General features: G+C 48.0%; 22 protein-coding genes. 14 read left to right on the top strand and 8 right to left on the bottom strand.

The genetic code is table 11. The features are described 5' to 3' along the window. The first annotated feature begins 127 nt into the window (after positions 1–127). From petD to ACFW2W_RS16260, 4 genes are all read left to right on the top strand, one after another. Complete coding sequence (gene petD / locus ACFW2W_RS16275; RefSeq protein WP_378180130.1) at positions 128–610, top strand: cytochrome b6-f complex subunit IV; 483 nt, start codon at positions 128–130, stop codon at positions 608–610. 192 nt (positions 611–802) lie between these two features. Then, positions 803–1,804, top strand: coding sequence for a GDP-mannose 4,6-dehydratase (locus ACFW2W_RS16270; RefSeq protein ID WP_378180127.1), 1,002 nt, complete (start codon positions 803–805; stop codon positions 1,802–1,804). An 11-nt stretch (positions 1,805–1,815) separates the two neighbouring features. Next, positions 1,816–2,970, top strand: coding sequence for a glycosyltransferase family 4 protein (locus tag ACFW2W_RS16265; protein WP_378180359.1), 1,155 nt, complete (start codon positions 1,816–1,818; stop codon positions 2,968–2,970). Between the two features lie 485 nt (positions 2,971–3,455). Further along, complete coding sequence (locus ACFW2W_RS16260; RefSeq protein WP_378180124.1) at positions 3,456–3,878, top strand: hypothetical protein; 423 nt, start codon at positions 3,456–3,458, stop codon at positions 3,876–3,878. A gap of 21 nt (positions 3,879–3,899) precedes the next feature. Here the strand turns inward: ACFW2W_RS16260 and ACFW2W_RS16255 are convergent, their stop codons facing one another. Then, the gene (locus tag ACFW2W_RS16255) at positions 3,900–4,334 is read right to left on the bottom strand and encodes a hypothetical protein (protein ID WP_378180117.1); all 435 of its coding nucleotides are present in this window, start codon (positions 4,332–4,334) and stop codon (positions 3,900–3,902) included. Positions 4,335–4,581: 247 nt separating this feature from the next. Here ACFW2W_RS16255 and ACFW2W_RS16250 point away from each other — a divergent pair, with 247 nt between their 5' ends. Both ACFW2W_RS16250 and ACFW2W_RS16245 read left to right on the top strand, forming a co-directional pair. Beyond that, positions 4,582–4,932 (top strand): hypothetical protein, encoded by a 351-nt coding sequence (locus tag ACFW2W_RS16250; protein ID WP_378180114.1) that lies wholly within the window; start codon positions 4,582–4,584, stop codon positions 4,930–4,932. A 176-nt stretch (positions 4,933–5,108) separates the two neighbouring features. Beyond that, positions 5,109–7,328 carry a pentapeptide repeat-containing protein gene (locus ACFW2W_RS16245; RefSeq protein ID WP_378180111.1) on the top strand — a complete coding sequence of 740 codons (2,220 nt, stop codon included), beginning with the start codon at positions 5,109–5,111 and terminating at the stop codon, positions 7,326–7,328. Positions 7,329–7,381: 53 nt separating this feature from the next. On the opposite strand, the gene ACFW2W_RS16240 is transcribed toward ACFW2W_RS16245, so the two are convergent. Beyond that, complete coding sequence (locus tag ACFW2W_RS16240) at positions 7,382–7,792, bottom strand: VOC family protein (protein WP_378180108.1); 411 nt, start codon at positions 7,790–7,792, stop codon at positions 7,382–7,384. Between the two features lie 265 nt (positions 7,793–8,057). Between ACFW2W_RS16240 and ACFW2W_RS16235 the strand changes: the two genes are divergently transcribed. Beyond that, positions 8,058–9,248: a glycosyltransferase gene (locus tag ACFW2W_RS16235; protein ID WP_378180105.1), complete on the top strand. Its 1,191-nt coding sequence runs from the start codon at positions 8,058–8,060 to the stop codon at positions 9,246–9,248. Between the two features lie 39 nt (positions 9,249–9,287). Here ACFW2W_RS16235 and ACFW2W_RS16230 read toward each other — a convergent pair whose 3' ends face one another. Beyond that, positions 9,288–10,910 carry an adenylate/guanylate cyclase domain-containing protein gene (locus ACFW2W_RS16230; protein WP_378180102.1) on the bottom strand — a complete coding sequence of 541 codons (1,623 nt, stop codon included), beginning with the start codon at positions 10,908–10,910 and terminating at the stop codon, positions 9,288–9,290. A gap of 399 nt (positions 10,911–11,309) precedes the next feature. After that, positions 11,310–12,920 carry an adenylate/guanylate cyclase domain-containing protein gene (locus tag ACFW2W_RS16225; RefSeq protein ID WP_378180099.1) on the bottom strand — a complete coding sequence of 537 codons (1,611 nt, stop codon included), beginning with the start codon at positions 12,918–12,920 and terminating at the stop codon, positions 11,310–11,312. Between the two features lie 552 nt (positions 12,921–13,472). On the opposite strand from ACFW2W_RS16225, the gene ACFW2W_RS16220 reads away from it, so the two are divergent. Further along, positions 13,473–14,996: a protein kinase gene (locus ACFW2W_RS16220; protein WP_378180357.1), complete on the top strand. Its 1,524-nt coding sequence runs from the start codon at positions 13,473–13,475 to the stop codon at positions 14,994–14,996. A 47-nt stretch (positions 14,997–15,043) separates the two neighbouring features. Here ACFW2W_RS16220 and ylqF read toward each other — a convergent pair whose 3' ends face one another. Continuing rightward, positions 15,044–15,907, bottom strand: coding sequence for a ribosome biogenesis GTPase YlqF (ylqF, locus tag ACFW2W_RS16215; protein WP_378180096.1), 864 nt, complete (start codon positions 15,905–15,907; stop codon positions 15,044–15,046). 63 nt (positions 15,908–15,970) lie between these two features. Further along, positions 15,971–16,393, bottom strand: a complete 423-nt coding sequence (locus ACFW2W_RS16210) for a universal stress protein (RefSeq protein ID WP_378180093.1) — start codon at positions 16,391–16,393, stop codon at positions 15,971–15,973. 176 nt (positions 16,394–16,569) lie between these two features. Here ACFW2W_RS16210 and ACFW2W_RS16205 point away from each other — a divergent pair, with 176 nt between their 5' ends. Further along, the gene (locus tag ACFW2W_RS16205) at positions 16,570–17,769 is read left to right on the top strand and encodes a phosphoglycerate kinase (RefSeq protein WP_378180090.1); all 1,200 of its coding nucleotides are present in this window, start codon (positions 16,570–16,572) and stop codon (positions 17,767–17,769) included. A gap of 93 nt (positions 17,770–17,862) precedes the next feature. Here the strand turns inward: ACFW2W_RS16205 and ACFW2W_RS16200 are convergent, their stop codons facing one another. Together ACFW2W_RS16200 and ACFW2W_RS16195 are read right to left on the bottom strand one after the other, a co-directional pair. After that, entirely contained in the window at positions 17,863–18,030 is a 168-nt protein-coding gene (locus tag ACFW2W_RS16200; protein ID WP_378180087.1) for a hypothetical protein, read from the bottom strand. 73 nt (positions 18,031–18,103) lie between these two features. Next, on the bottom strand, positions 18,104–18,364 hold the full coding sequence (locus tag ACFW2W_RS16195) for a hypothetical protein (protein ID WP_378180084.1): 261 nt from the start codon (positions 18,362–18,364) through the stop codon (positions 18,104–18,106). Between the two features lie 532 nt (positions 18,365–18,896). Between ACFW2W_RS16195 and ACFW2W_RS16190 the strand changes: the two genes are divergently transcribed. The 5 genes from ACFW2W_RS16190 (at position 18,897) to ACFW2W_RS16170 (ending at position 23,014) form a co-directional block, all read left to right on the top strand. Further along, positions 18,897–19,193 carry a UPF0175 family protein gene (locus tag ACFW2W_RS16190; RefSeq protein ID WP_378180079.1) on the top strand — a complete coding sequence of 99 codons (297 nt, stop codon included), beginning with the start codon at positions 18,897–18,899 and terminating at the stop codon, positions 19,191–19,193. Between the two features lie 9 nt (positions 19,194–19,202). After that, the gene (locus ACFW2W_RS16185) at positions 19,203–19,694 is read left to right on the top strand and encodes a DUF3368 domain-containing protein (protein WP_378180076.1); all 492 of its coding nucleotides are present in this window, start codon (positions 19,203–19,205) and stop codon (positions 19,692–19,694) included. A 141-nt stretch (positions 19,695–19,835) separates the two neighbouring features. Beyond that, the gene (locus ACFW2W_RS16180; protein ID WP_378180073.1) at positions 19,836–20,063 is read left to right on the top strand and encodes a type II toxin-antitoxin system HicB family antitoxin; all 228 of its coding nucleotides are present in this window, start codon (positions 19,836–19,838) and stop codon (positions 20,061–20,063) included. A gap of 109 nt (positions 20,064–20,172) precedes the next feature. Then, positions 20,173–21,591: a serine/threonine protein kinase gene (locus ACFW2W_RS16175; RefSeq protein ID WP_378180070.1), complete on the top strand. Its 1,419-nt coding sequence runs from the start codon at positions 20,173–20,175 to the stop codon at positions 21,589–21,591. Between the two features lie 76 nt (positions 21,592–21,667). Beyond that, positions 21,668–23,014: a type IV pilin-like G/H family protein gene (locus ACFW2W_RS16170; RefSeq protein ID WP_378180067.1), complete on the top strand. Its 1,347-nt coding sequence runs from the start codon at positions 21,668–21,670 to the stop codon at positions 23,012–23,014. Positions 23,015–23,056 lie beyond the last annotated feature (42 nt).

The following is a 23,056-nucleotide window of genomic DNA, read 5'->3' as shown; positions in this document are numbered from 1 at the left end:
AGGAGAGGAGAGAAAGTGGGAAAGTAATTTTTCTTCCCTCCATTACCCATCCCCCTATCATCCCCTCACCACTTTGCCTCTTGCTTAGCTCAAAGCTTTCAAAACGCATAGGAGAACACATACAACAATGGGAACCCAAAAAAAGCCGGATCTAACCGATCCGCAGTTACGTGAAAAACTTGCCAAAGGCATGGGTCATAACTACTATGGCGAACCCGCTTGGCCCAACGACCTACTCTACATTTTCCCTGTAGTGATTATGGGGACGATTGCACTGTGTATCGGTTTGGCTGTGCTTGATCCAGCGATGATTGGCGAACCGGCAAACCCCTTTGCCACCCCCCTGGAAATTCTCCCAGAATGGTACTTCTGGCCTGTTTTCCAAATTCTGCGGATTTTACCCAATAAACTGCTGGGTATCGCCTGCATGGCAGGGATTCCTTTGGGCTTGATTCTCGTTCCCTTCATTGAGAACGTCAACAAATTCCAAAATCCCTTCCGTCGTCCAGTCGCCACGACAGTTTTCCTCTTTGGAACCCTCGTCACCCTCTGGTTGGGTATTGGTGCCACCTTACCTATTGACACATCTTTGACACTGGGTCTTTTTTAAGACAATCAATTGCGCCTATTAACGCCTGTGGGTTTCAAAAGTAGTGCCTTTGTGCTGCTTTTGAAACATCTACGGGCGTTAAGCATTATCTGGTCGCTTCTGAAAAAGCAAAGTATAAAAGAACATAGGATGCAGCAGCTGCCTGAACCTAACTCCAGCCCCAGAGCAAAATTAAGTGGTTAAACTTAACTCATGGCAAAGACAGCGCTAATTACAGGAATCACTGGGCAAGACGGCTACTACCTCAGCCGCTTACTCTTGGAACGGGGTTATCGGGTGGCGGGGTTGGTACCGCTGCACCGCCAATCGAGTCTGGCTAAACTGGGTTCCCTCGCCAGCCAAATTGAGGTTTGTGCGGTTGACATGAGGGATAGTGCGGCTCTGTTGGCAGTGGTGGAACAACTACAGCCCCAAGAAATTTATAATTTAGCAGCTCCCAGTTTCGTCCCAGATTCGTGGCAAGACCCGTTGGGAACGCTGGACTTGGTAACGGGTACGGCAACCAGGCTGTTAGAGGCAGTGCGGCTGGCTGGATTGAACACGCGGTTTTATCAAGCTAGCAGTTCCGAGATGTTTGGGCAGGTGGATCGGTCGCCTCAAGATGAGAATACACCTTTTCGCCCGATGAATCCTTATGCAGCGGCAAAGTTGCACGCCCATTGGACGATGGTACATCACCGACAGCGCTACGGTTGGTTTGCCTGTAGCGGTATTTTATACAACCACGAGTCACCGAGACGACCTCCAAATTTTGTCACGCGGAAGGTGTCTTTAGCGGCGGCATCAATTAAATTGGGGTTAAGCGATCGCCTGGAAATGGGCAACCTCGACGCCAAACGCGACTGGGGTTATGCTGGCGATCATGTGGAAGCTATGTGGCGGATGTTGCAGGCAGATGAACCGGAAGACTACGTGATTGGGACGGGTCAGTTGCACAGCGTTCGGGAATTGGTGGCGACTGCTTTTGAATGTGTGGGGCTAGATTGGACTCGTTATGTCGTTGTCGATCCCAAGTTTCTGCGATCGGATGAACATTTCTATCTGGTGGCAAATCCAGAGAAAGCCAAGCGCCAACTTAACTGGGAACCACAAGTCAGCTTCGAGGGTCTTTTGGAAAAAATGGTGTTGAAGGACTTGGAACGTTTACAAAGCGCTGAGGTGCCATCCATCGCCCAGATAGAACAAAACTCCTAAAATTCAGGGATATTGAAGTGGGAGAAAATATAGATTATTTAGAGCCGACCGTTAAACCAGCCGCTAACCATATATTTATTTTCCTAGAAGTTTTTGGATGCGAAGGGGGCATTCAATCCTACGTTAAGGATATTTTGCAGTCTTATATCTCATTGGGAAATCAAGCCAAAGGTGAGGTATTTTTGCTACGGGATGGCGCTGGATGCCCAAATCCCTTTGAGGGAAAAAACCTCGAATTTCATTATCTCAAAAGCCAAAATCCCCAAAAGGGACGGTTAAGGCTGGCAACTTCACTGCTAGCGTGTCTGTTGCAACGCCGTCCCCACCATGTTTTTTGCGGTCATATTAATCTGGCACCGCTGGTGAGGGTGCTGTGTCAGCCGCTGGGGATTCCCTATACGGTGCTAACTTACGGAAAAGAGTTTTGGGAACCCTTAGCCAATCGAGAACGAAGGGCACTCAAGCAGGCGGCTGGGATTTGGACAATCAGTCGCTATAGCCGCGATCGCGCCTGCGCCATCAATGACCTAGACCCCCAGAAAGTGCAAATGCTACCCTGTGCGGTGAATGGGAATTACTTTACTCCAGGCCCGAAGCCACCAGCATTGATCGAGCGGTATAATCTTGTCGGTGCCAAAGTTTTGATGACCGTAGCGCGGCTGTGGTCGGGCGATATCTACAAAGGCGTAGATGTCACCATTCGAGCCATCCCCGCGATCGCGCAACTATTCCCAGAGGTCAAATATCTGGTGATCGGTCGCGGCGACGATCAACCCCGACTAGCGCAGCTTGCCAAAGATTTAGGAGTTGCCAACCGGGTTGTATTTGCCGGGTTCGTTCCCACACAAGACCTTGTAGACCATTACCGCGTCGCCGATGCTTACATCATGCCCTCCCAGGAAGGCTTCGGCATTGTCTATTTAGAGGCGATGGCTTGTGGCATCCCCGTGCTATCCGGTGACGATGATGGCTCCGCTGACCCCCTTCAGGATGGACGTTTAGGCTGGCGCGTCCCCCATCGCAATCCCGAAGCCGTGGCAAATGCCTGTATTGAAATCCTCAAAGGGGACGACCGGCGCTGCGACCCTCAGTGGTTGCGAGAACAAAGTCTCGCCTTGTTTGGGAAAGATGCCCTTGCTCAGCAGTTAAAACAGCTGCTTCTTTGAAAATTGCAATTAGGCACTCTTGAAAATAATTGCCGAACTCCCTCTGTTCTCAGACACAATCGATTCTGATTTAGCTTGGTTTTTGCGGAAGCCCCGCGCTATATCCAAAGGATATAGCGTCAGGATGAATAGCAGGCGGTGACGATTCTATCTATGACCAATGCGGTCAGCAAGGGAATATATAAATGAGGAATCGCCAGTTGGTGTTATAATTAACACCTCTGTCCGAGCCGAAAATGCTGGTCAGTCTCTTGAACCTGGAAAATCTAGAATATAGGGTTCCACCCAAGAACAGACATTGATTGTCCTGAACCGTGAGTGGGTAAAATTCTAGCGGTACATAGGTAGAACATACTTTTTGTATTCGTTCCGGCGCGGAGGGGCATCCCGTGTCGTCAATAAAGCTCATTAAATATCCTAAGCAATCGCTGGAGTTGGTGAGAAGCCTACACTTACCCTTCGGGTAAGTGTAGGAGTATGTCACGATGGAAGGAGTCCATACTACCTTGCTTTTGTTGGAGATTGCCGTGAACCAGAACAGCCCAAATACCTTTCAATTCAAGCTTTCTGGCGTCGGCTCTTGGCTTACCCTGCTGCTAATCATTTGGTTGCTGGGATCGATTGGGCTGGGCTGGTTGGTGAAGTCTTTTCTGATTCTGATAGGTTTAATCCTCGTCGCACCAGTCCTTGCCTTCCTGGGCTTTCGCTGGTGGTTGCAACGCAACCTTATTGCCGACCAGTGTCCCGTCTGTAGCTATGAATTTACGGCTTTGAATCGCACCGAGTGCCAGTGCCCGAATTGCGGCGAGTCGCTGAAAATCGAACAGGGACACTTTAACCGTTTGACGCCTCCCGGAACGATTGACGTTGAAGCGGTTGAGGTATCCGCCCGCTCTCTCGAAGACTAAAACCCAGGCAAAAGTTCTTAGTTATTGATTCTGTCCAGTAATCGACAGAGTATAAGGATGCGCGCCACCTGCGCGATCGCCGACATAAACGTTATAATTCCCCCGAAGCCAAACTCCTGAAATTTCCGGCTTATCTCCAGAAGCACTATCTGCCAACACGCAGAACCGTCCTCCTGGGCCATCAACCAGAAGCGTAGGCTCACCACTGCTTTGGACACTCAGTCGCAAGTAGTCGATCCGATCTGCCGTTACCCGAACAACTTGATTCGGTGTCTGGGAGATATAACCGCAATTACTACTTGTTTGACCGCCAGAAGTCCCGCTAAGGACGACCGGATCGTTCGACAACTTCGACGACAGTTCTAACGCTGGGGCATCACTACGAGCCGCAAGAGCGCCTGTTAAGATCAACGCCAAGGTTGTGGGAATAACTATCCATTTGCGAAGCATCTTCATTTTGTCATCCCCTTGCCTTTTTAAGGAAGTCTTACTATAAGTGTCCTACATTAGTAAATAAACGTGTTTCGAGTGTGTTCCTTTTCTCAAAGTGTCACGTATCTTAGAGGGCGTTAAAATTCGCTCTTCTTTAAGTCAAGGTGTTTCCAAAACAGGCTTTTGTTTAAATCACCAAGACAATATACGCTTGAGTGTCAGTTTGTCATTTGCAACCGTCATTTTCTTTTTTCCACTATAAAAACAAAAGATGAATCCTCAAGAAAATCAAGACTGGGAGCGTAAACTCCAAGAACTAGATGCCCAAATCAATCAGAGCCTCCCTCCCTCGCCAACGATAGAAACCGAACCGGGACAACCTCTCCAGGTTCAAACTAAAGAATCTCAATCAATTCAGTCTCTGTTCAACAAAATTTCTAACTGGTTTCAAGGACTTCCTGGTGCTGGTAAAGTTGCTGTTGTCGCCGTCGCAGCTTTGGTTGGTTTTGGGCTACTCAGAAGCGTTTTGTATCTGGTTGCATCCCTGATTAGTCTCGCCATCTTGGCAGGGTTAGTGTATTTGGCGTACAAACTGTTTATTGCCCCCAAGTCCCCCGATTAGAAAGTGTTGATTTTTTTGGTAGCTATGAGGATTATGGACTCTGAACGGGTATATTCGTCTAAGGACGTAGGGCAGGTTCATTGCTAATGCGGATCTTTACCAGCAAAATAAGGGTTGCCTGCTCGGACAAAATCTGCTAAAAGCGAACAGCGAACTGCTATTTGTGGACTGCTCGAATGGCTACCCAAAGCGTGAAAAAAGGCTCGAATCGCAAAAGCCCGTCTTGGCGGATACAGATGCACCGACTGCCACTGGGTACCCGACGGGGTGCTGCCACTATTGTGGAAATCTCGCTGGTGGTTGCGAGTGCTTTAGTTCCCTATAGCATCGGTCTTGCCGCCAAGTTCTGTACGAATGCTGGCGCGTGTGTCTCTCCGGAAACCGTTCCCCTCAACCCAGTGCTAGCAACGACCGAGGATGCGATCGCTAAAACGCTGGCAATTCCCAGACGCGAAAGCAACCAACGGGTTGCCCCACTCACCAACTTGTTTTGGTGCGGGGCGCTGGTGGCTCCTATCGTGGTCGTAGGCTGGCAACTGTATAAATTGGGAAAAACCGGACAAACCTCGCCCAAGCGCTGGCTAGGCGTCCAAGTAGTGCAAGAATCAGGCGACCCGCCAGGATTGATTGGCGCTGTTTGGCGAGAGGGAGTCGGCAGGTGGGGATTGCCGCTTTCGACGGCTTATCTGATTTGGCGCTACAGCGGTGCTTTTCCGGATCTGGGGATTTTGCTGGGATTGTCGGCTTTGATGTGGCTGGGGGAAAATGCGATCGCCCTATTCAATCCCGAACGCCGCACCCTGCACGATAGAATCGCTGGAACCTTTGTTATCGATGGAGCTAGGGCTTTTGTACCCTATCCGGAGCGGAATTCTTCTCAGTCAAACCGACTGCTGCGAAACGGACATCCAGTCAAGCTAGAAGTGCAAAGCAGCTGGACACAGCCAGATGACGGACATCGGGAAACCGTCACTACCATCGTCCTAACTTCTCAATCTCCCAAGCGATCGCTGCATCTTTGGTACTGGATGCGCCAAAACCCCGGTCTGACGCTGATAACGATCGGCTTTTCTTGCATAAGTGCTGTCTTGGGAACCTTTGTCGGTACGCAAATATACATTCAAAGTCAGGCAAATTGGCGCTCATCCAAGCAACAGAATAACAAGGTGTTTCTGGCGCTGGTCGAGCGGTTAAGTCAATCTTCCCCCAACCAATTAGAAGAACGACGGAGTGCTATCCTGGCGCTGGCAAGGTTGGACGACTCGCGTGCGATTCCCTTCTTAGTAGATTTGCTGGGTCAAGAAAGGGTACCCGCTTTGATGGAGGCAATTGGGCAAACCTTGGTCAGTACGGGTCCGGAAGCTTTACCATACTTACAACGCTTAAATCTTTCCCTGCAAAAGGACTCAGCGCTGCTGCAAGGGAGTGGATTAGTGGAGCGACAGTTAATTGCAAGGCGGCTCGTGGGCACTCAACGCGCGATCGCTAAAATTCTTAGCATCTACCCCACTCAAATCCATAACGCTGACCTCAGTCGCACCGACCTCTCGGAGGTACGCCAAGGGCCAGCTCTATTTACCTTAGTTCTAGACAAAGCTGACCTTTCTGGGATTCTCTTCAAAGGAGCCTCCCTCACAGGTGCCAGTTTACGCAATAGCCGCTTCTTGGGTGCCGGTGAGGACGGGCGTCTGGGCACCTTTGACGATTGGATTGCCGACTTCAATGGAGCCGACCTCAAAGAAGCGAACCTCACTGGCGCTCTTTTGAGCGATGTCCCCCTGAATCGCACCAACCTGATCCGTGCCACCTTGAATCGGGCTAATTTATCCAATGCTCAACTCGTGGGAGCAAATCTCAGCAGTGCCAAGCTAATCGGTGCAGATTTGCGTCAAGCAGTTCTAGAAAATGCCAGCCTGACGGGTGCAGATTTAGCGAATGCCAACTTTACCCAGTCCAATCTCTCTAGTGCCCGTCTCGGACAAGTTAGCGCTGTCGGGGCTAAGTTTACCTTTGCGCTGCTGATGAACTCCAACTGGCAAGGAGCAGACCTTTCAGAAGCAGATTTTCAGAACGCCAATCTCCAAAAAGCCGACCTCAGCGCCACCAGACTGGTTGGTGCTAATCTCGCTCAGGCTCAGCTGCAAAATGCCAATTTACAAAACACAAACCTGAGTGCGACAGACCTGCGCGGGGCGAATCTAGCAGGGGCTGATTTGAAGGGGGCAACCTTTGCCGCCCCAAAACCGCTCCAGTCAGATCAATTCATTCAAGAGGCACCCAACTCAGCATCCTTAGCTCGTGTCAAGGGCGTCGATTTTTCCCAAGCCAAGAATTTAGATGCCAAGCAAATTGACTTAATTTGCGACCAAGGAGGGCGTCATCCTCGCTGTCAGTAAATAAGGCAAAAGGGCACTCAGAAACTGCAAGATCCAGCGAGCAAGAAAGTGCCCTAGGGCAGATTGGGCAGATGAACTAATTCCAGTTTGATCCCATCGGGATCGGCAAAGAAGACAGCGTAGTAGCCTAGTGCATACTGGTTGTATTCGGCTGGCGGATCGAGGATTGTAGCGCCCAGCTCAAGAATCAGCTTGTATAAGTTATCTACCTGTTCGCGGCTGTCGGCGTTAAAGGCAAGATGGTGTAGTCCTGGCGAGTAGCGATCGTGAACTTTGTTCGGGGAATCTGGATTCGCGGCAGAAATTAAAATTGCCCCGACATCCTTTGACCACCACATGATGAACTCATCGTTTTTCTCCACCTGCTGGTAGCCCATGAATTCCAAAATTGCGTTATAAAACGGTTCCGATTTCGAGCGATCGCTAACCGTCAAGCTCAGGTGATTCAAGGTACCAAGGGTCATACAAGCCTATCCTCTTTCGGAAGAACAAATGTATTATAAACTCCCGTTTTGCAGGTTGATTCAGACCAGTAAATCCTATTTTTAGCATGGAGCCGATCTCTTGTATCTTGATTTCTGATGCTGTCATGCATCAAAAATATAAGTTTTTATTCCTATCTGCCGAAGGACAGGCAAAAAAAGAATTCTTTGTTTTTACTGTTTAATTAGCTTTGTGCGATCGCATCTAAAATTACCACGAGTCCCTTAAGCCAGTTCATGGTGTCAAATGAAGCTAAGCTTCTGCATGATTGTTAAAAATGAGGAAGCCTCCTTACCACAATGCTTGAATAGCGTCAAGAATGTGGTAGATGAAATGGTGGTGCTGGATACCGGCTCCAGTGACAAAACCGTTGAAATTGCCAGAGAATTTGGGGCGAAGGTTTATCACTTTGAATGGTGCAATGACTTCTCAGCGGCGCGGAATGAGTCGTTGAAGTACGTTCAGGGAGATTGGGTGCTGGTGCTGGATGCGGATGAGGTGCTGAAACCAGAAATTGTACCGCAGATGAAGCAAGCGATGGAAAGCGATCGCCACCTCGTCGTCAACCTAATTCGGCAAGAAGTCGGAGCATCTCAATCGCCTTATTCTCTGGTTTCTCGTCTATTTCGCAATCACCCAGACGTGCGCTTTTCTCGTCCTTACCATTCGCTAGTGGATGATAGCGTTGCCGAACTGTTGCAGCGAGAACCCCAGTGGCAGATAGTTTCTCTGTCGGATGTAGCAATTTTACACTATGGCTATCAACCGGGAGCGATCGCATCTTTAAACAAATTCTCTAGGGCGCAAGCGGCGATGGAAGGCTATCTGGCAAGCCATCCCAACGATCCCTATGATTGTTGTAAATTGGGGGCACTTTATGTACAAACGGGTGAAATCGGTAAGGGAATCGAACTCTTAGAGCGCGGTTTAAAATCAACAGAGATTGATGCTTCTGTTTTATACGAATTTCACTACCATCTGGGCAATGCCTATACTCAGCTAAATAATCTTGCACAAGCGGCGACACACTATCAAGTCGCACTTCAACAGCCAATTCTGCTTAAACTTAAACTGGGCGCTTATAACAATTTGGGCAACTTGTTGATGGCAGCTGGGGATTTCACCAATGCTCAAAAAGCTTATGAAACTACCTTGCAGATTGACCCTAGTTTTGCGGTCGGAAAGTACAATCTAGGCATGGCATTAAAGGCAATGGGGCGTTTGCCGGATGCGATCGCTGCTTACCGCCAAGCCATTCAACGGAACCCGGACTATGCAGAGGCGTATCAAAATCTGGGAGTTGCCCTTTTGAAAATGGGTAACGTATTAGAAAGTTTAGAAGCGTTTGGGAAAGCGATCGCGCTTCACGAACAACACAACCCAGAGGAAGCCGCTAGACTACGCCAAGGATTGCAAGAAATCGGGTTCCAGGTTTAATCTCATCTCAAATGTGGCTAAATGCCATCGTGGGGAGTCTCAATGCCGCTTGGTCTGATAGATTCGTATCGGTCGGTCAATACCTTTGAAACGGTACTCTCCCATCGGAGACAAGCCTTTTGGCTGACGCAGCAAAGAATAGGTGGCTTCACTCACGACACATTCACCAGGGGGACAAATCCCTTCCATGCGGGAGGCAAGATTAATCGTAGCGCCTAATACGGTATAGTCTACTCTCTGAGAGCTGCCCACATCTCCAACCACAGCTTTACCGCTGTTGATAGCTATCCGCAATTGCAGCGGGTGTTGGAAGAACTTACGAGCATTCAGATGCTCTAGACGCTCTAGCATTCCCCAGGCGGCGGCAAAAGCCCGTTCGGCATGATCCGGCTGGGGTTCTGGAGCGCCAAAAAATGCCATAATGCAATCTCCAATAAATTTATCTAGCGTTCCTCTGGCGGCAAAAACTTCTTTGAGCATTTCCTCGAAGAAACTATTGAGCAAATTGGCAATTTCTGTCGGAGTTAAGCGTTCCGAAAGGGCAGTAAAGCCAACAATATCGGCAAAGAGAATACTGATTTCGCCTTCTGCGGGGGTAAGACGACCATCTTCTAATCCTCCTACATTCATAATGTGCTGCACAACTGAAGGAGAGTGATAGCGTTCTAATCGGTGTCGAATGCTGGCTTCGCTTCTGAGTTTCTGTGCTAACAGCCAACGTTGCACCGCCGACGCCACCAGATTCGCTAAAGCTGAAAAAAAGCTGAGGTCTTCATCTCCTCCTTTATTCCAATGGGTAAAAGAAAGATGGGCATCGGCATAAAGAACGCCGACTACCTTATTTTCATCCCACAGAGGAACCGCTAGAGCGCTCTTGATGCCTTTCGCTAAAATACTATGTTCGCCTTCAAACCTTTCATCCATCTGGGCATCAGCGGTTTTGATCGCAACTTTATCAGTAAATACTTTTTGACAAATGGTGCGGCTAATCCAACTGCCATCTGCTGCTAGATTTTGCTGTTGAGAGATATCTCTAGCTGCTGCTTGAAGTAAGTCTAGTTCGCCCGAACCATTGACATCGATCAACAATGCCAACCGATCGATACTATTGAGATCGCGGAAAACAATTTCTTGTATCTGCTGGAAAATTGCTTCGATCGATTCAGCAGAATTCAGACATCTGGCGATATCAACCAAGTCTTTCAGACGAGCGATCGCTTTGTGGGGATTAGCACTATTGCTACCCTCGTCATCAGCCTGTATCCATTGCTGTTGCAGTTCTTTGGCATTGCGAAGGATAGTCACTCCTTCGGAGATCGGATCTGCCTCTATGGGATTGAGTTGAGTCTTTTGTTGAGGAGAATTGGCTAAAAGAACATGGAGAAAAACATGACCCATCTGAATAACATCGCCATGATTCACTCTTTGGGGAGATGCTAGCAGACGGTCATTTAACCGCGTTCCGTTTGTGCTGTGCATATCTTCGACCACCCACACGCCATCCGGTGTATTTAACAACCGGGCATGACAGCGGGAAATTTCAAAATAAGGCAAGTACAGATCGCATTCTGGCAAACGACCAATGATAAATTCCTCTTTATCCACCGTCACGGTGCTTTCAACATTTTCCTCAACTTGTAGGCGCAGCTTGAGTTCAGCCATGACTTCAAACCTCCTTGAACCAAGGCGAACAAGGCGTGCTAAAACTCCTGGACAAAGCAATAGTCAAAGAAAGCACCACAAAGCAAGCGTTTTTCCGGCAATTACTGCCACCATCTTAACTCTGACGAAATCCTTCGACAGATGATACGCTGTGTTGCCATAGGTAGCCGGAAAATTGCAGTCCCATACTTTTCGGTTAACCTTCTCCCCAACCTCTTGCCACCTCTCCCTAATCCGCCCCGACAAGGAGAAGGTGAGAAATAAATTTTTTTGACTGGTGGGGAGAAGCGATAAACTCCTCGATTCCATAGTCGGGAAGGGGTTTGGGGGTTGGTGTCTTAACCGAAAAGTTGGAATCTACCCTTTAGCTCCACCAAAACCCAGACGGGAGCCAGCAATTTAATGCCGCTTGGTTTGATAAACTCTTACAGGTCGGTCGATTCCTTTGAAATGGTGTTCTCCTGTCGTCTGCAAGTCTTGGGAGGGCTTCAGCAAAGAATAAGTGGCTTCACTGACGACACATTCACCGGGGGGACAGATTCCTTCCATGCGGGAGGCTAGATTAATCGTTGCTCCTAAAGCGGTATAGTCTACTCTTTGAGAGCTACCGACATCTCCAATCACGGCTCTACCGCTGTTGATGGCAACCCGGATTTGCAGCGGTTCGCGCCAGACTCGATCGGCATTTAATTTTTCTAGACGAGTCAGCATTCCTTTGGCAGCGGCGAAAGCTCGGTCGGCATGATCCGGTTGAGATTCCGGAGCGCCAAAAAATGCCATTATGCAATCTCCAATATACTTATCTAACGTTCCTCCGGCGGCAAAAACTTCCTGTAGCATTTCCTCGAAGAAATCATTGAGCAATTGGGCAATTTCTGTAGGACTCAACCGTTCCGAAAGGGCGGTGAAGCCAACAATATCGGCAAAGAGGATGCTGATATCAACCTCGGCAGGCGTGAGACGACCGTCTTCTAATCCTCCTACATTCATAATGTGCTGCACAACGGCAGGGGAGTGATAGCGCTCTAGTCGAGTCCGAATGGTTTCTTCGTTTCTAAGTTTCCGCGCTAACAGCCAACGTTGCACGGCGGATGCCACCAGATTCGCTAAAGCCGAAAAAAAGCTGAGGTCTTCTTCTCCTCCTTTCGTCCAATGGCTAGAAGAAAGATGAGCATCGGCATAAAGAACACCGACTACTTTATTTTCATCCCAAAGCGGGACGGCGATCGCGCTCTTGATGCCTTTGACTAAAATGCTCTGTTGCCCCTCAAACCGTTTATCCATCTGGGCATCAGCGGTTTGAATTGCTACTTTCTCGGCAAATACCTTTTGACAAATGGTGCGGCTAATCCAACCGCCATCCGCCGTCAGATTCTGCTGTTCCAAAATATCTCTAGCGGCGGCATTCAGCAATTCCAGTTCGCCGGAACCTTCTACATCGATTAACAATGCCAAGCGCTCAATACTTTGAAGTTCGCGGAAAACGACTTCCTGCACCTGGTAGAAAATTGCTTCGATCGATTCAGCTGCACTCAAATTCTTGGCGATATTCACCAAATCTTTGAGACGAGCGATCGCTTTTTCCTTATTGCTAACTTCGTCTAGCGTACCCTCAGCTTGTATCCATTGCTGTTGCAGCTCTTGAACATTGCGAAAGATGGTGGTTCCTTGCGCCACGGGTTCCACCAGCTGTGTTTTATGGGGTTGAGGAGGATCTCTCAAAAGAATACTCAGGCTAATATCCCCCAGCCAAAGAATATCGCCGTGATTTACCTGTTGAGGCGAGGTGACAGGGCGTTCATTCAATCGCGTTCCGTTTTTGCTGTCCATATCCTCTACTGTCCACACCCCAGAAGGCGTTTTCAAAAAGCGGGCATGGTAGCGGGAAATTCCCTCGAAAGGCAGATGCAAGTTGCATTCTGGCAAACGACCGATCGTAAAGTCATCCCGATTCACCGTAACCGTTCTTTCTGTCTCTCCCTCTCGTAGACGCAGTTTGAGTTCAGCCATGACTCCTATCCCTTTTTGAAGCAAAGCGAACAAGCGTGCAAAAACTCAGCAAAGCAAGGACTTGTGGTTGCTTTCCCTGACTTCCCCCAAAGTTATGGCATTCTCAAAGGCATTTATGCAACCTTGCCCAAGCTACACGCTTAGGGTAGCTTAATCGGGCAAATCATTTGAGTTTTAGCTTTAATGCCTCCGCGCCGTTCAGACTTATCTGGTGACAATGAGGGGTCATACCCCTCATTCCTTGAACAACAGTATCATAGTATTCGCTGGTACCCGATGTCGGGTCGAGGTTGTAGCGAAACGACCGTCGAAACATTGACAAGTGGACACCAGAGAAGAACACGCAAAAGTGCGGTTTTCACGCGCAGCCAATCAAGAGTGCGGAGGGTGAGAGCGATTCCCTAAAGGGGGCGTAACCCTTTCATACTGGTGAGGTAAGAGATGTACATCCGCCTTTGATCCGTGCATATCTGAATTAAACATCCGGAAGATACTGCTTCTTTTTTGGAAAACTCTATTATGTTAAACGGTTTACCTCAGGGCAGCGACACCATGATAGGCATATTACTAGACCAGCGCTACCAGGTGATCCAAGCGCTAGGCCAAGGTGGATTTGGTCATACTTACATTGCCCAAGACACTCGCCGACCTGGGAACCCTAACTGCGTTGTTAAACACCTCAAACCCGCCACTAGCAATCCCGAATTTTTACAAACAGCGAGACGCCTGTTTAATAGCGAAGCCGAAACCCTAGAAAAGTTAGGGAACCATGACCAAATTCCCCGGCTGTTAGCTTACTTTGAGGAGAAGGAAGAGTTCTACTTAGTGCAGGAATTTATTGACGGACATCCTCTGGGTGTGGAACTGCCACCAGGTCAGCAGTGGAGCGAAAGTCAGGTGATTCAACTGCTTTGTGAAGTCTTATCCATTTTGGAATTTGTACACGGGAACGGGGTGATCCATCGGGATCTCAAGCCGGATAATTTAATTCGCCGTACTTCCGATAACAAGTTAGTTTTGGTGGACTTTGGTGCCGTCAAACAGGTGCAGATGCAATCGGTCATCGCTCAAGAAGGGATGAATGAGACGGTTGCGATTGGCACCCCAGGCTATATGCCAAGCGAACAGGGACAAGGCAGACCCCGCCCCAGCAGCGATCTTTACGCCCTCGGCATGATTGGTATCCAAGCCTTGACCGGGCTGAATCCCAGGCAATTAGCAGAAGACCCTGACAGCGGGGAGATTCTCTGGCGGCACTTGGCTCAAGTTAGCGATGGGTTAGCCGCTGTCCTGAACCAGATGGTACGCCACTACTTCAAATTCCGCTACCAGTCAGCAACCGAGGCATTGCGATCGCTCGCCTCGTTAACCAATCCTAATTCCCCGGCAGCGATCGCGGCAGTCTTGAGCCAGAAGGTGCGCGGTTACTGGAAAGACGGTTCTGTGTCGGCTAATAAGGCACTGCGATCGCTCCAAGAACGCACCAATCCCCACCTCTCGCCCAATAACGCCCCTGCTCCTATTTCCGCCCCGGCGCTCTCGCCCCCTACGGACAATACCGTAACCATTGCTACAGGCAATTCATCGGGAAAGTCGGTGGATTCTCCAGCTAGCGTCGCAGATGAAGCAACGCCTCCAACCGTCCCCCCCACGCAGAACACGGTGACAATTGCTCCTGGAAATCCCTCCCAAGCGCCGATTAGTTCGCCGTCTAGCCTGAATTCTGTATTTAAATCCCCCAAAAATTTGCCACTGCTAATTGGGGCAGGCACTGCTATCTTTGTGATTGCAATCGGGGTGATTTTTGCAAGTCGTCAAATACCCTCCTCTGCTGACACTGCTAAAAATCAAATTACCGAGCCAGCTAAAAATGCAGTAAAAAACAGTTGTGTTGTTGTTCTTAGTTCATCCAATGTACGCTCTTTGGATGGACGAAAGAAAACAGGGGATGTTGTGAAAGCAGGAACCAAAGTCTCTGTCACCGGAAAAGAAGAAGGTGGCTGGATAGAAATTAACTCTCCAGTCTCCGGTTGGGTTTGGAAAGGTCGTACAAAAAACACCTGTCCTTCTAAATAGCAAAAGTTCTTACTCCAAGAAATTTAATTGTCAAGAGCTTTTACTATTCAGACTGGTGGTAACTCTAGGGGAATCGCACCTAATAAACCCGTGCGAAAATCATTTAATAGCTGTCGTGCTGTGCGCTCTACATCGCCTTTATGACGTTCATTTGCCACAGCTTGTAGATATTCGTCGCCTGCAAACGAAGTGGGATTTACTCCGTAGCGAGACTCTAAAGACTTCAACAGAAATAAATCGGCATCGGGGGCGTTGAGAGTTTTGAGCAAATCTACTAGCGCAGATGCCACTCGTTGATTGTCGTAAGACGCCTCACCAATATCATCACAAATCGCTAACTTGAAGGCAGCAGGCTGATTTTCTAACTTGGAAGGCAAAACGCCAGGGGCGTCTAAAAGTTCAATCTGATCGGAAATGCGTATCCAGCGCAGCTGGCGCGTTACCCCAGCACGACGGGCGCTTTCTACCACCCGCTTTCCCAATAAACGATTAATTAGCGCCGATTTGCCCACATTGGGAAACCCAATCGCAACGGCACGGACTGGACGAGGAAGCATCCCGCGATCGCTTCTTCGTTTATTCATCTCTACACCCGCTGCCTGCGCCGCCTGTGCTACTGCTGCCACACCCTTACCATGCTGGGCATCTGTGAAATAAGGCGTTTCCCCCCGCTCCCTAAACCACTCTGTCCACAGTTGCCGGACTGCGGGAGAAATCATATCCGTGCGGTTGAGTATCAATACCCTTGCCTTGCTGCCTATCCACTCTGGCACGCGGGGATGGTGAGTAGAGATGGGAATTCGGGCGTCTCGCACTTCCAACACCACATCCACACGCTTGAGCTGTTCTTTAAGCGCTTTCTCAGCCTTGGCAATGTGTCCGGGATACCACTGAATCGAAGGAGTCGTCATAGGATTTTAGATTTTAGATTGAGGATTTTAGATTCAATCTAAAATCCTCAATCTAAAATTTGACTAAGGAACAATCAACACCGGACAAGGAGATAAATTAATCACCCGGTTCGTGACGCTGTCAGTCATGCCTTCTTCAGTCAAACCCAGCCCTCGACAGCCCATCACAATTAAATCGGCGTCAATTTCGTCAGCAACATCGCAGATGGTAAAAGCTGGTTTGCCCTGACGCTCAATCGTTTGAGACTGGATGCCTTGATCGGCAAACAGATTTTGAGCTGTTTTGAGCAGTTCGGCGACAGCTTCTGGCGATGTCATCGCCGCATCTGAAATTAGCGGCGACGCCTCTGGCTCTTGGCTGGGTTCTTCTACCACCGAAAGCAAAATTAATTTACTAGCATACTTTTGCACAATATTTACAACGACATCAGCCGCTTCGCGCGCTTCTCGACTTTGATCGACAGGAAACAGAACAGTCTTGAACATGGCACGCTCCTGTAGAAACCCCAACTCTTGTAAAATGTGGACGGCTAGAGAGCTAGAAATAACCTTACTCCTGCATTTGGTTTGGTCTATCTAGCTTTTGAGGGAAAAGGGCAAACACCAGTGACACGCGGTTGCTAGTGAAGAGTATAAAAAGACGCAATTAGGAGGTTTACGCTGTGTCCAAGAAAACTGTAGCAAATTTATCGGCATCCGATTTATCTGGCAAAAGGGTACTGGTACGGGCGGATTTTAATGTACCGCTGGATAATGGCAACATTACTGACGATACTCGCATTCGGGCAGCTCTGCCTACAATTGAGGATTTAACTTCCAAAGGCGCTAAGGTGATTCTGTCCAGCCACTTTGGGCGTCCCAAAGGTGTAGATGACAAATACCGCCTGACGCCAGTGGCAAAGCGCCTGTCTGAATTGCTGGGTAAAGAAGTTGTTAAGACTGACGACTGTATCGGTGATGATGTCGCAGCTTCGGTGGGGGCGATGCAAAATGGCGACGTGCTGCTGCTGGAGAATGTCCGCTTCTACCCGGAAGAAGAGAAGAATGACCCAGACTTCGCTAAAAAACTGGCTTCAGTTGCCGATTTATATGTGAATGATGCGTTTGGAACAGCTCACCGCGCTCATGCTTCTACGGAGGGCGTGACCAAGTATCTCAGCCCATCGGTGGCTGGGTACTTGATTGAGAAGGAACTGCAATATTTGCAAAGCGCGATTGAAAATCCTCAGCGTCCTTTGGCGGCAATTATCGGGGGTTCCAAGGTTTCCAGCAAGATTGGCGTCATCGAAACGCTGCTGGATAAGTGCGATAAGCTGATCCTGGGCGGCGGCATGATTTTTACCTTCTACAAGGCTCGTGGGCTAAGTGTCGGTAAGTCGCTGGTGGAAGAAGATAAGTTAGAACTGGCGAAGTCTTTGGAAGCTAAGGCGAAAGAGCGTGGTGTTCAACTGTTATTGCCGACGGATGTGGTAATTGCAGATAATTTTGCTGCTGATGCTAACGCTCAAACAGTCAGCATTGACGCCATTCCCGATGGTTGGATGGGTTTGGATATTGGTCCCGACTCGGTAAAATTCTTTCAGGAATCGCTTGCGGATTGCAAGACGGTGATTTGGAATGGCCCGATGGGAGTGTTCGAGTTCCCGCAATTTGCCAAGGGGACGGAAGCGATCGCCCGGACTCTTGCCGATCTCACTAAGAGCGGGACTACCACCATTATCGGCGGTGGCGACTCGGTGGCAGCGGTAGAACAGTTAAACTTGGGCGAACAAATGAGCCACATCTCCACTGGCGGTGGCGCAAGTCTGGAGTTGCTGGAAGGCAAGGAACTCCCTGGTATTGCGGCGTTGGATGAGGCGTAAGCCCTAAGAGTAAACAAATAAAATTCTTGTAGAGACGCGATTAATCGCGTCTCTACGGTTATTGGGATATATTGCTTCGCTGTCGTCCTCCAATCAGCGATCGCATTTGTTGGGTGAGATGAAGAGGCGATCGCGTTTGTTGGGTGAGATGAAGAGGCGATCGCGTTTGTTGGGTGAGATGAAGAGGCGATCGCGTTTGTTGGGTGAGATGAAGAGGCGATCACGTTTGAATGGCTGGGCTTCTACTAAAAAGGTGGGCATTGCCCACCTTTCTTAACTTGGTTGAATGACTAACTTTATCTATAACTAAGTTAATCCTATGCTTGAGTCTTTACTAAGAGGATGAGCCTGATACAGCAGACGCAGTAATATCTATTGCTGTAGCAGTAATTTTGACTGTTATTTGAGTGGCTTTAAATGCAACAAACCAAGCAACCGCAGGAATCAGGAGAGCCGTGGCTATTAGAGTCATTAGTGCCTGCACACCTTTTACTAAATATTCAGGTGTTTCTAATATTCCCCGAAAGGATGCAGTCAACCAATTCAATACAAATTGAATTGGAGCCTTAGCTGCTGTGTTTAGCACTTCTATCATTTAATTTCCTGCTCAATATAAATTCAGGTGAATTTTGTCCAACGTAACAAAACATTTCCTGGGATGTCAAGACAATTAATCGCCGTTCATCATATCTTTATCTTTTTGTATTAACTACTTAATATTAGATATAGCGGTTCTTACTTGAGTGCGGTACGCCTAGACCTAACCCCCTAGCCCCCTTCCCTTGTAGGGAAGGGGGAACCAGAGTCTTGCTCCCCTCCCCGATGCGGAGAGGGGTCTATCTGTACCTCACTCGGATGAGAACCGCTATAGCTTTTTAAAGTTGTATAGATATAACTGATTCTAAGTTTATTAGCTGTTGTATATAGCCTTTATTGTTCGCGGGAGGTAAATCAAGATTTTAGCTCAGTAAGCATTTATGCTTATCATGTTATACCTTACTATTTTGTCAGATGAAAAAAGGCGATCGCCTTTTGCTTAAAATCAGTTGGCATTTATTCTCAGCTTTCAGCATGGAAATTGATAAACTGAGGATGCTTTGCGGACTTATAACACTCTCTAAACCCCAATGAGTAACCTCAATGTTAACTTACAGATACCAAGAGATTTACTTGGAGCGCTTGACATTCCAGAGGCACAACTAAAAGGGTGTATTCTGGAGCTAGTTGCTCTAGAGTTGTTTCGGCAAGAGCGAATCTCGACAGGCAAAGCGGCTGAGTTACTCGGAATTTCCAAATGGGAGTTTATTCAGTTACTCGCACAGCATAATATTTCTTACTTTACAGAGTCACCAGATGAGTTAGCGGCAGAAGTGGCAATGGCTCAAAGTATCTATAAGCGCGATCCCCTCCGGGGGCAAGCGTAGCTATCGCTTATGACTGTTGTTGCTAATGCTGGACCTTTGATTGCTTTAGCTCGGATTGGTCATTTTGCTTTGTTGCGGTTGCTGTACAACGAATTGTACATACCAACTGCTGTTCGAGATGAGGTAGTTTTGTTTGGGGAAACCCGTCCCGGAGCAATTGAGCTAGAGGTGGCTGAATGGATACACATTGTTACAATTGGAAATCAAACTGCTGTTCAACTTCTGAGAGAACGATTAGATAGGGGTGAGAGCGAAGCAATTGTTTTGGCTATTGAGTTAGAAGCCGAGTTGCTATTAATCGATGAAGCAAGAGGGCGACGAGTAGCACAAGCTCAGGGACTCAATTACATTGGCACGGTGGGTGTATTAATTCAAGCAAGGCAAAATACACTGATTGCTGCTGTTACTCCGTTGCTGGATGAATTGATGGCTTCGGGGTTTCACATGAATGAGGTGCTGTATCGAACTGCTCAAGAGTTAGCTAACGAGGCTGAGAACTAATCGACTAGATCTCGTTTGTTGGGTGAGATGAAGAGGCGATCGCTCCCTGATTTCTATAGGGAAGAATGAGATGATGCACCGCGATACTTAGAGAAAGCTTGTCAATCGCGTTTTGGAGAAGCTAGAGGAATCGCAGGAAGAATGAGCCGCTATAGTATGGTCATCCAGTGGTCAGATGAGGATAATTGCTACTTGGTACACCTGCCCGAATTTCCTTGGCAGCAATTTCACACTCACGGCAAGACGTATGAGGAAGCTGCAAAACACGGACAGGAGGTGATTGAGTCTCTGATTGAATGGTTTCAAGAGCAGGGAAAGCCTCTGCCAGAACCAATGACTTTGCCCACCAAGCCGCTAAAAGTTGCGTAAACAAGGGGTTGGGGCGATCGCTTTTGTAAGTATTGAGTGAAATATAGTGGACTTTTAGCGATCGCTAGCTACATTGGAGTAGGTAAGGCGCTAAGGAATCGACAGGGAGATGCTGCAAGCACAGCAGGTATTGCAGGGGCGTTATCAACTCCAAGAGCAATTAGGACAAAATGCTGGGCGTCAAACCTGGCTGGCAACTGACATTGAGGCATCACCACCACAACAAGTCATCGTCAAACTGCTAGCCTTCAGCCCCCAGATGCAGTGGGACGAATTTAAGCTATTTGAACGCGAAGCGCAAGTTCTGAAAAATCTCGATTACCCCAAAATTCCTCAGTATCGAGATTATTTTTCCCTCGATAAACAGGTTGGCGCTGGTTTGTGCTGGTTTGGATTGGTGCAAGAATACATTCCCGGTGCCTCCCTGCAAGAATTATTGAAACAGGGCAAACGCTTTACCGAAGCCCAGGTGCGGCAGATTGCCACCGAGGTGCTGAATATTCTCATCTATCTGCACGAGTTGAGTCCGCCGTTGCTGCACCGCGACATCAAGCCCAGCAACTTGATTTGGGGAGAAGACGAACAAATTTATCTGGTGGATTTCGGCGCAGTTCAAGATTCTGCCGCGACTGAGGGAGTCACCTTTACTGTGGTGGGAACCACTGGCTATGCGCCGCTAGAGCAATTTTGGGGAAAGGCAGTTCCGGCATCCGACTTGTATGCGCTGGGGGCAACTTTGATCCATTTGTTAACCGGCATCGCCCCAGCAGATTTGCCCCAAAAGAATTTACGGATTCACTTTAGCGACAAGGTTAGCCTTAACTCCAATTTTGTACGGTGGATTGAAGCGATCGCCGAACCCGATTTAGAGCAACGATATCGCACCGCCCGTCAAGCACTAGAAGACCTTAAAGCCAATCGTTCTCTCAACGCCCTCCTGCAACAAATTCGTCAGCCTGCTGGCAGTCGCGTTCAGTTTTGGAAGTCTTCTACTCAGTTAAAAATTAAAATTCCTGGGCGGGGAATATTGCTACTTACAGACATTATCGCCTTTACAGGGAAATTGATGCTAGTAGCGACCTCCACAATCTCTCTATTCTTGCTAGGTTTCTTGCTGTTAGGGCTGGCTTGCTTAATATTTTTCATGCTCCTGTCCCTGTTGTCATCGATTCATTTAATGTTTTTGTTGATTTTCCCCATTCTATTAACCCTGATATTGGGTCGGCTATGGATGAGCATACACAATGAATTGTGGAAAATTCCAGCCGATTTGAAATGGCCTCTGCTGAATTACTGGGGAGATTATTGCATTGAATTCTATCTGGATAACTTTGTAATTGAAAGGCAATTGTTCGGAGTGAAATATTTTAGCCATCGGGGAAAAGTTTCTAGCATCAAAAATGTTGAAGCAATTCCTTTGGGAGGAGTCACTATCGAAACTTGGCTGTTGAAATACTGTTTCGCTCAAAACTTGACTGAACCTGAACGTAACTGGATAGCTCGACAGATCCAAGACTGGCTGAGATAAGAACTAATGACCAAGGGCAATCCCCAATTAGGTATTAGCAATCCTTCAATCCTTCAACTAACCAAGGAAAATTATCATGTTGCAAGCAGAAAAGGTCTTACAGGGGCGTTATCAGCTCACAAAACAACTAGGACAAAATGCAGGGCGTCAAACCTGGTTGGCAGAAGATTTAGAAGCAGAACCCAGACAATCGGTAATTGTCAAATTGCTTGCTTTCAGCCCTCAAATGCAGTGGGAGGAACTCAAGCTATTTGAGCGCGAAGCTCAAGTTTTGAAAAATTTAAACCATCCCAGAATTCCGAACTATCGAGATTATTTTTCTCTTGATGAACAGGCGGGCGACGGTTTACCCTGGTTTGGATTAGTGCAAAATTACATTCCCGGCACTTCCCTGCGTCAGCTATTAGATAAGGGCAAAAAATTTACACAAGAGCAGGTACGCTATGTTGCCACGGACATCCTAGAAATTCTGATTTATCTGCACGAATTAAGTCCACCTGTCTTACATCGGGACATCAAACCTAGCAACATAATTTTGGGGGAAGATAGGCAGTTTTATTTGGTTGATTTTGGTGCCGTTCAAGACCGTGCGAAGGCAGAAGGTGTCACCTTTACTGTAGTAGGAACCAATGGCTATGCGCCGCCAGAACAGCTGTGGGGACGTGCAGTTCCAGCATCAGACCTTTACGCACTAGGAGCTACCCTAATTCACTTATTAACTGGAACGCCGCCATCTGAGTTACCGCAGCATCAAATGCGGATTCAATTTAGCGATAAAGTTCGCCTCAATCCCAATTTCAGCAGTTGGATTGAAAAGCTGATAGAGCCAGCTCCAGAAAAACGATTCAGCACGGCACGCGAGGCACTTGAAGCTCTGCAACAAGTGGAATTTAAAAGCTCCTATAGCGAAACAGAGGCTCAGCCAAGGGGCAATTCGGTTCGTTATGGTCGTTTAGCGCTCTTAGGATCGCTGCCATTATTTATTCTCATGTTTGCTGCTGCTATTAAGCCAAATATTTTCGCCAAGACCGCTAAAGGTCAGCAGTCGGAAGCAAAACAATATATTAGCTCGATGAAGCGTGCCCAGCAAGCTTATTTTTTAGAAAACAATGACTTTCCTGATTCGGTTGAAAAACTAGGGATTGGCATTAAAACTCAGACAGTAAACTACGACTATGCAACTCGTGGGTTGGGGAGCAGATCTGTATTCAACTACGGGATAGCCCGGAATTCTAATATCAAAAGCTATATTGGGGCTGTGTTTATAGTACGTGTAAAATACTCATCTGCTGCTAAGAATAAAATGATGACAATGGCAATTTTGTGTGAATCTAATGCTGTTGGTGCTACCCAATTGGCAGAGCCAATTTATGACAAAGGCAGACTAGCCTGTGGTGCAGACACAAGAGAGATAGAAAGGTAGATAAAGGCGCTGTGACAATATGAAAAACCGAATTCATACGCC

Source organism: Coleofasciculus sp. H7-2, from assembly GCF_042747725.1.
Classification (GTDB): Bacteria; Cyanobacteriota; Cyanobacteriia; order Cyanobacteriales; family FACHB-T130; genus FACHB-T130.
Note: the sequence above shows the minus strand (reverse complement) of the source record. Positions and strands in the feature narration are given on the sequence as shown.

Bases quoted from the DNA above. Each gene is read 5' to 3' on its own strand.
- petD (WP_378180130.1), top strand. From the start codon at position 128: ATGGGAACCCAAAAAAAGCCGGATCTAACCGATCCGCAGTTACGTGAA.
- ACFW2W_RS16270 (WP_378180127.1), top strand. From the start codon at position 803: ATGGCAAAGACAGCGCTAATTACAGGAATCACTGGGCAAGACGGCTAC.
- ACFW2W_RS16260 (WP_378180124.1), top strand. From the start codon at position 3,456: ATGGAAGGAGTCCATACTACCTTGCTTTTGTTGGAGATTGCCGTGAAC.
- ACFW2W_RS16255 (WP_378180117.1), bottom strand. From the start codon at position 4,334: ATGAAGATGCTTCGCAAATGGATAGTTATTCCCACAACCTTGGCGTTG.
- ACFW2W_RS16250 (WP_378180114.1), top strand. From the start codon at position 4,582: ATGAATCCTCAAGAAAATCAAGACTGGGAGCGTAAACTCCAAGAACTA.
- ACFW2W_RS16245 (WP_378180111.1), top strand. From the start codon at position 5,109: ATGGCTACCCAAAGCGTGAAAAAAGGCTCGAATCGCAAAAGCCCGTCT.
- ACFW2W_RS16240 (WP_378180108.1), bottom strand. From the start codon at position 7,792: ATGACCCTTGGTACCTTGAATCACCTGAGCTTGACGGTTAGCGATCGC.
- ACFW2W_RS16235 (WP_378180105.1), top strand. From the start codon at position 8,058: ATGAAGCTAAGCTTCTGCATGATTGTTAAAAATGAGGAAGCCTCCTTA.
- ACFW2W_RS16230 (WP_378180102.1), bottom strand. From the start codon at position 10,910: ATGGCTGAACTCAAGCTGCGCCTACAAGTTGAGGAAAATGTTGAAAGC.
- ACFW2W_RS16225 (WP_378180099.1), bottom strand. From the start codon at position 12,920: ATGGCTGAACTCAAACTGCGTCTACGAGAGGGAGAGACAGAAAGAACG.
- ACFW2W_RS16220 (WP_378180357.1), top strand. From the start codon at position 13,473: ATGATAGGCATATTACTAGACCAGCGCTACCAGGTGATCCAAGCGCTA.
- ylqF (WP_378180096.1), bottom strand. From the start codon at position 15,907: ATGACGACTCCTTCGATTCAGTGGTATCCCGGACACATTGCCAAGGCT.
- ACFW2W_RS16210 (WP_378180093.1), bottom strand. From the start codon at position 16,393: ATGTTCAAGACTGTTCTGTTTCCTGTCGATCAAAGTCGAGAAGCGCGC.
- ACFW2W_RS16200 (WP_378180087.1), bottom strand. From the start codon at position 18,030: ATGCCCACCTTTTTAGTAGAAGCCCAGCCATTCAAACGTGATCGCCTC.
- ACFW2W_RS16195 (WP_378180084.1), bottom strand. From the start codon at position 18,364: ATGATAGAAGTGCTAAACACAGCAGCTAAGGCTCCAATTCAATTTGTA.
- ACFW2W_RS16190 (WP_378180079.1), top strand. From the start codon at position 18,897: ATGAGTAACCTCAATGTTAACTTACAGATACCAAGAGATTTACTTGGA.
- ACFW2W_RS16185 (WP_378180076.1), top strand. From the start codon at position 19,203: ATGACTGTTGTTGCTAATGCTGGACCTTTGATTGCTTTAGCTCGGATT.
- ACFW2W_RS16180 (WP_378180073.1), top strand. From the start codon at position 19,836: ATGAGCCGCTATAGTATGGTCATCCAGTGGTCAGATGAGGATAATTGC.
- ACFW2W_RS16175 (WP_378180070.1), top strand. From the start codon at position 20,173: ATGCTGCAAGCACAGCAGGTATTGCAGGGGCGTTATCAACTCCAAGAG.
- ACFW2W_RS16170 (WP_378180067.1), top strand. From the start codon at position 21,668: ATGTTGCAAGCAGAAAAGGTCTTACAGGGGCGTTATCAGCTCACAAAA.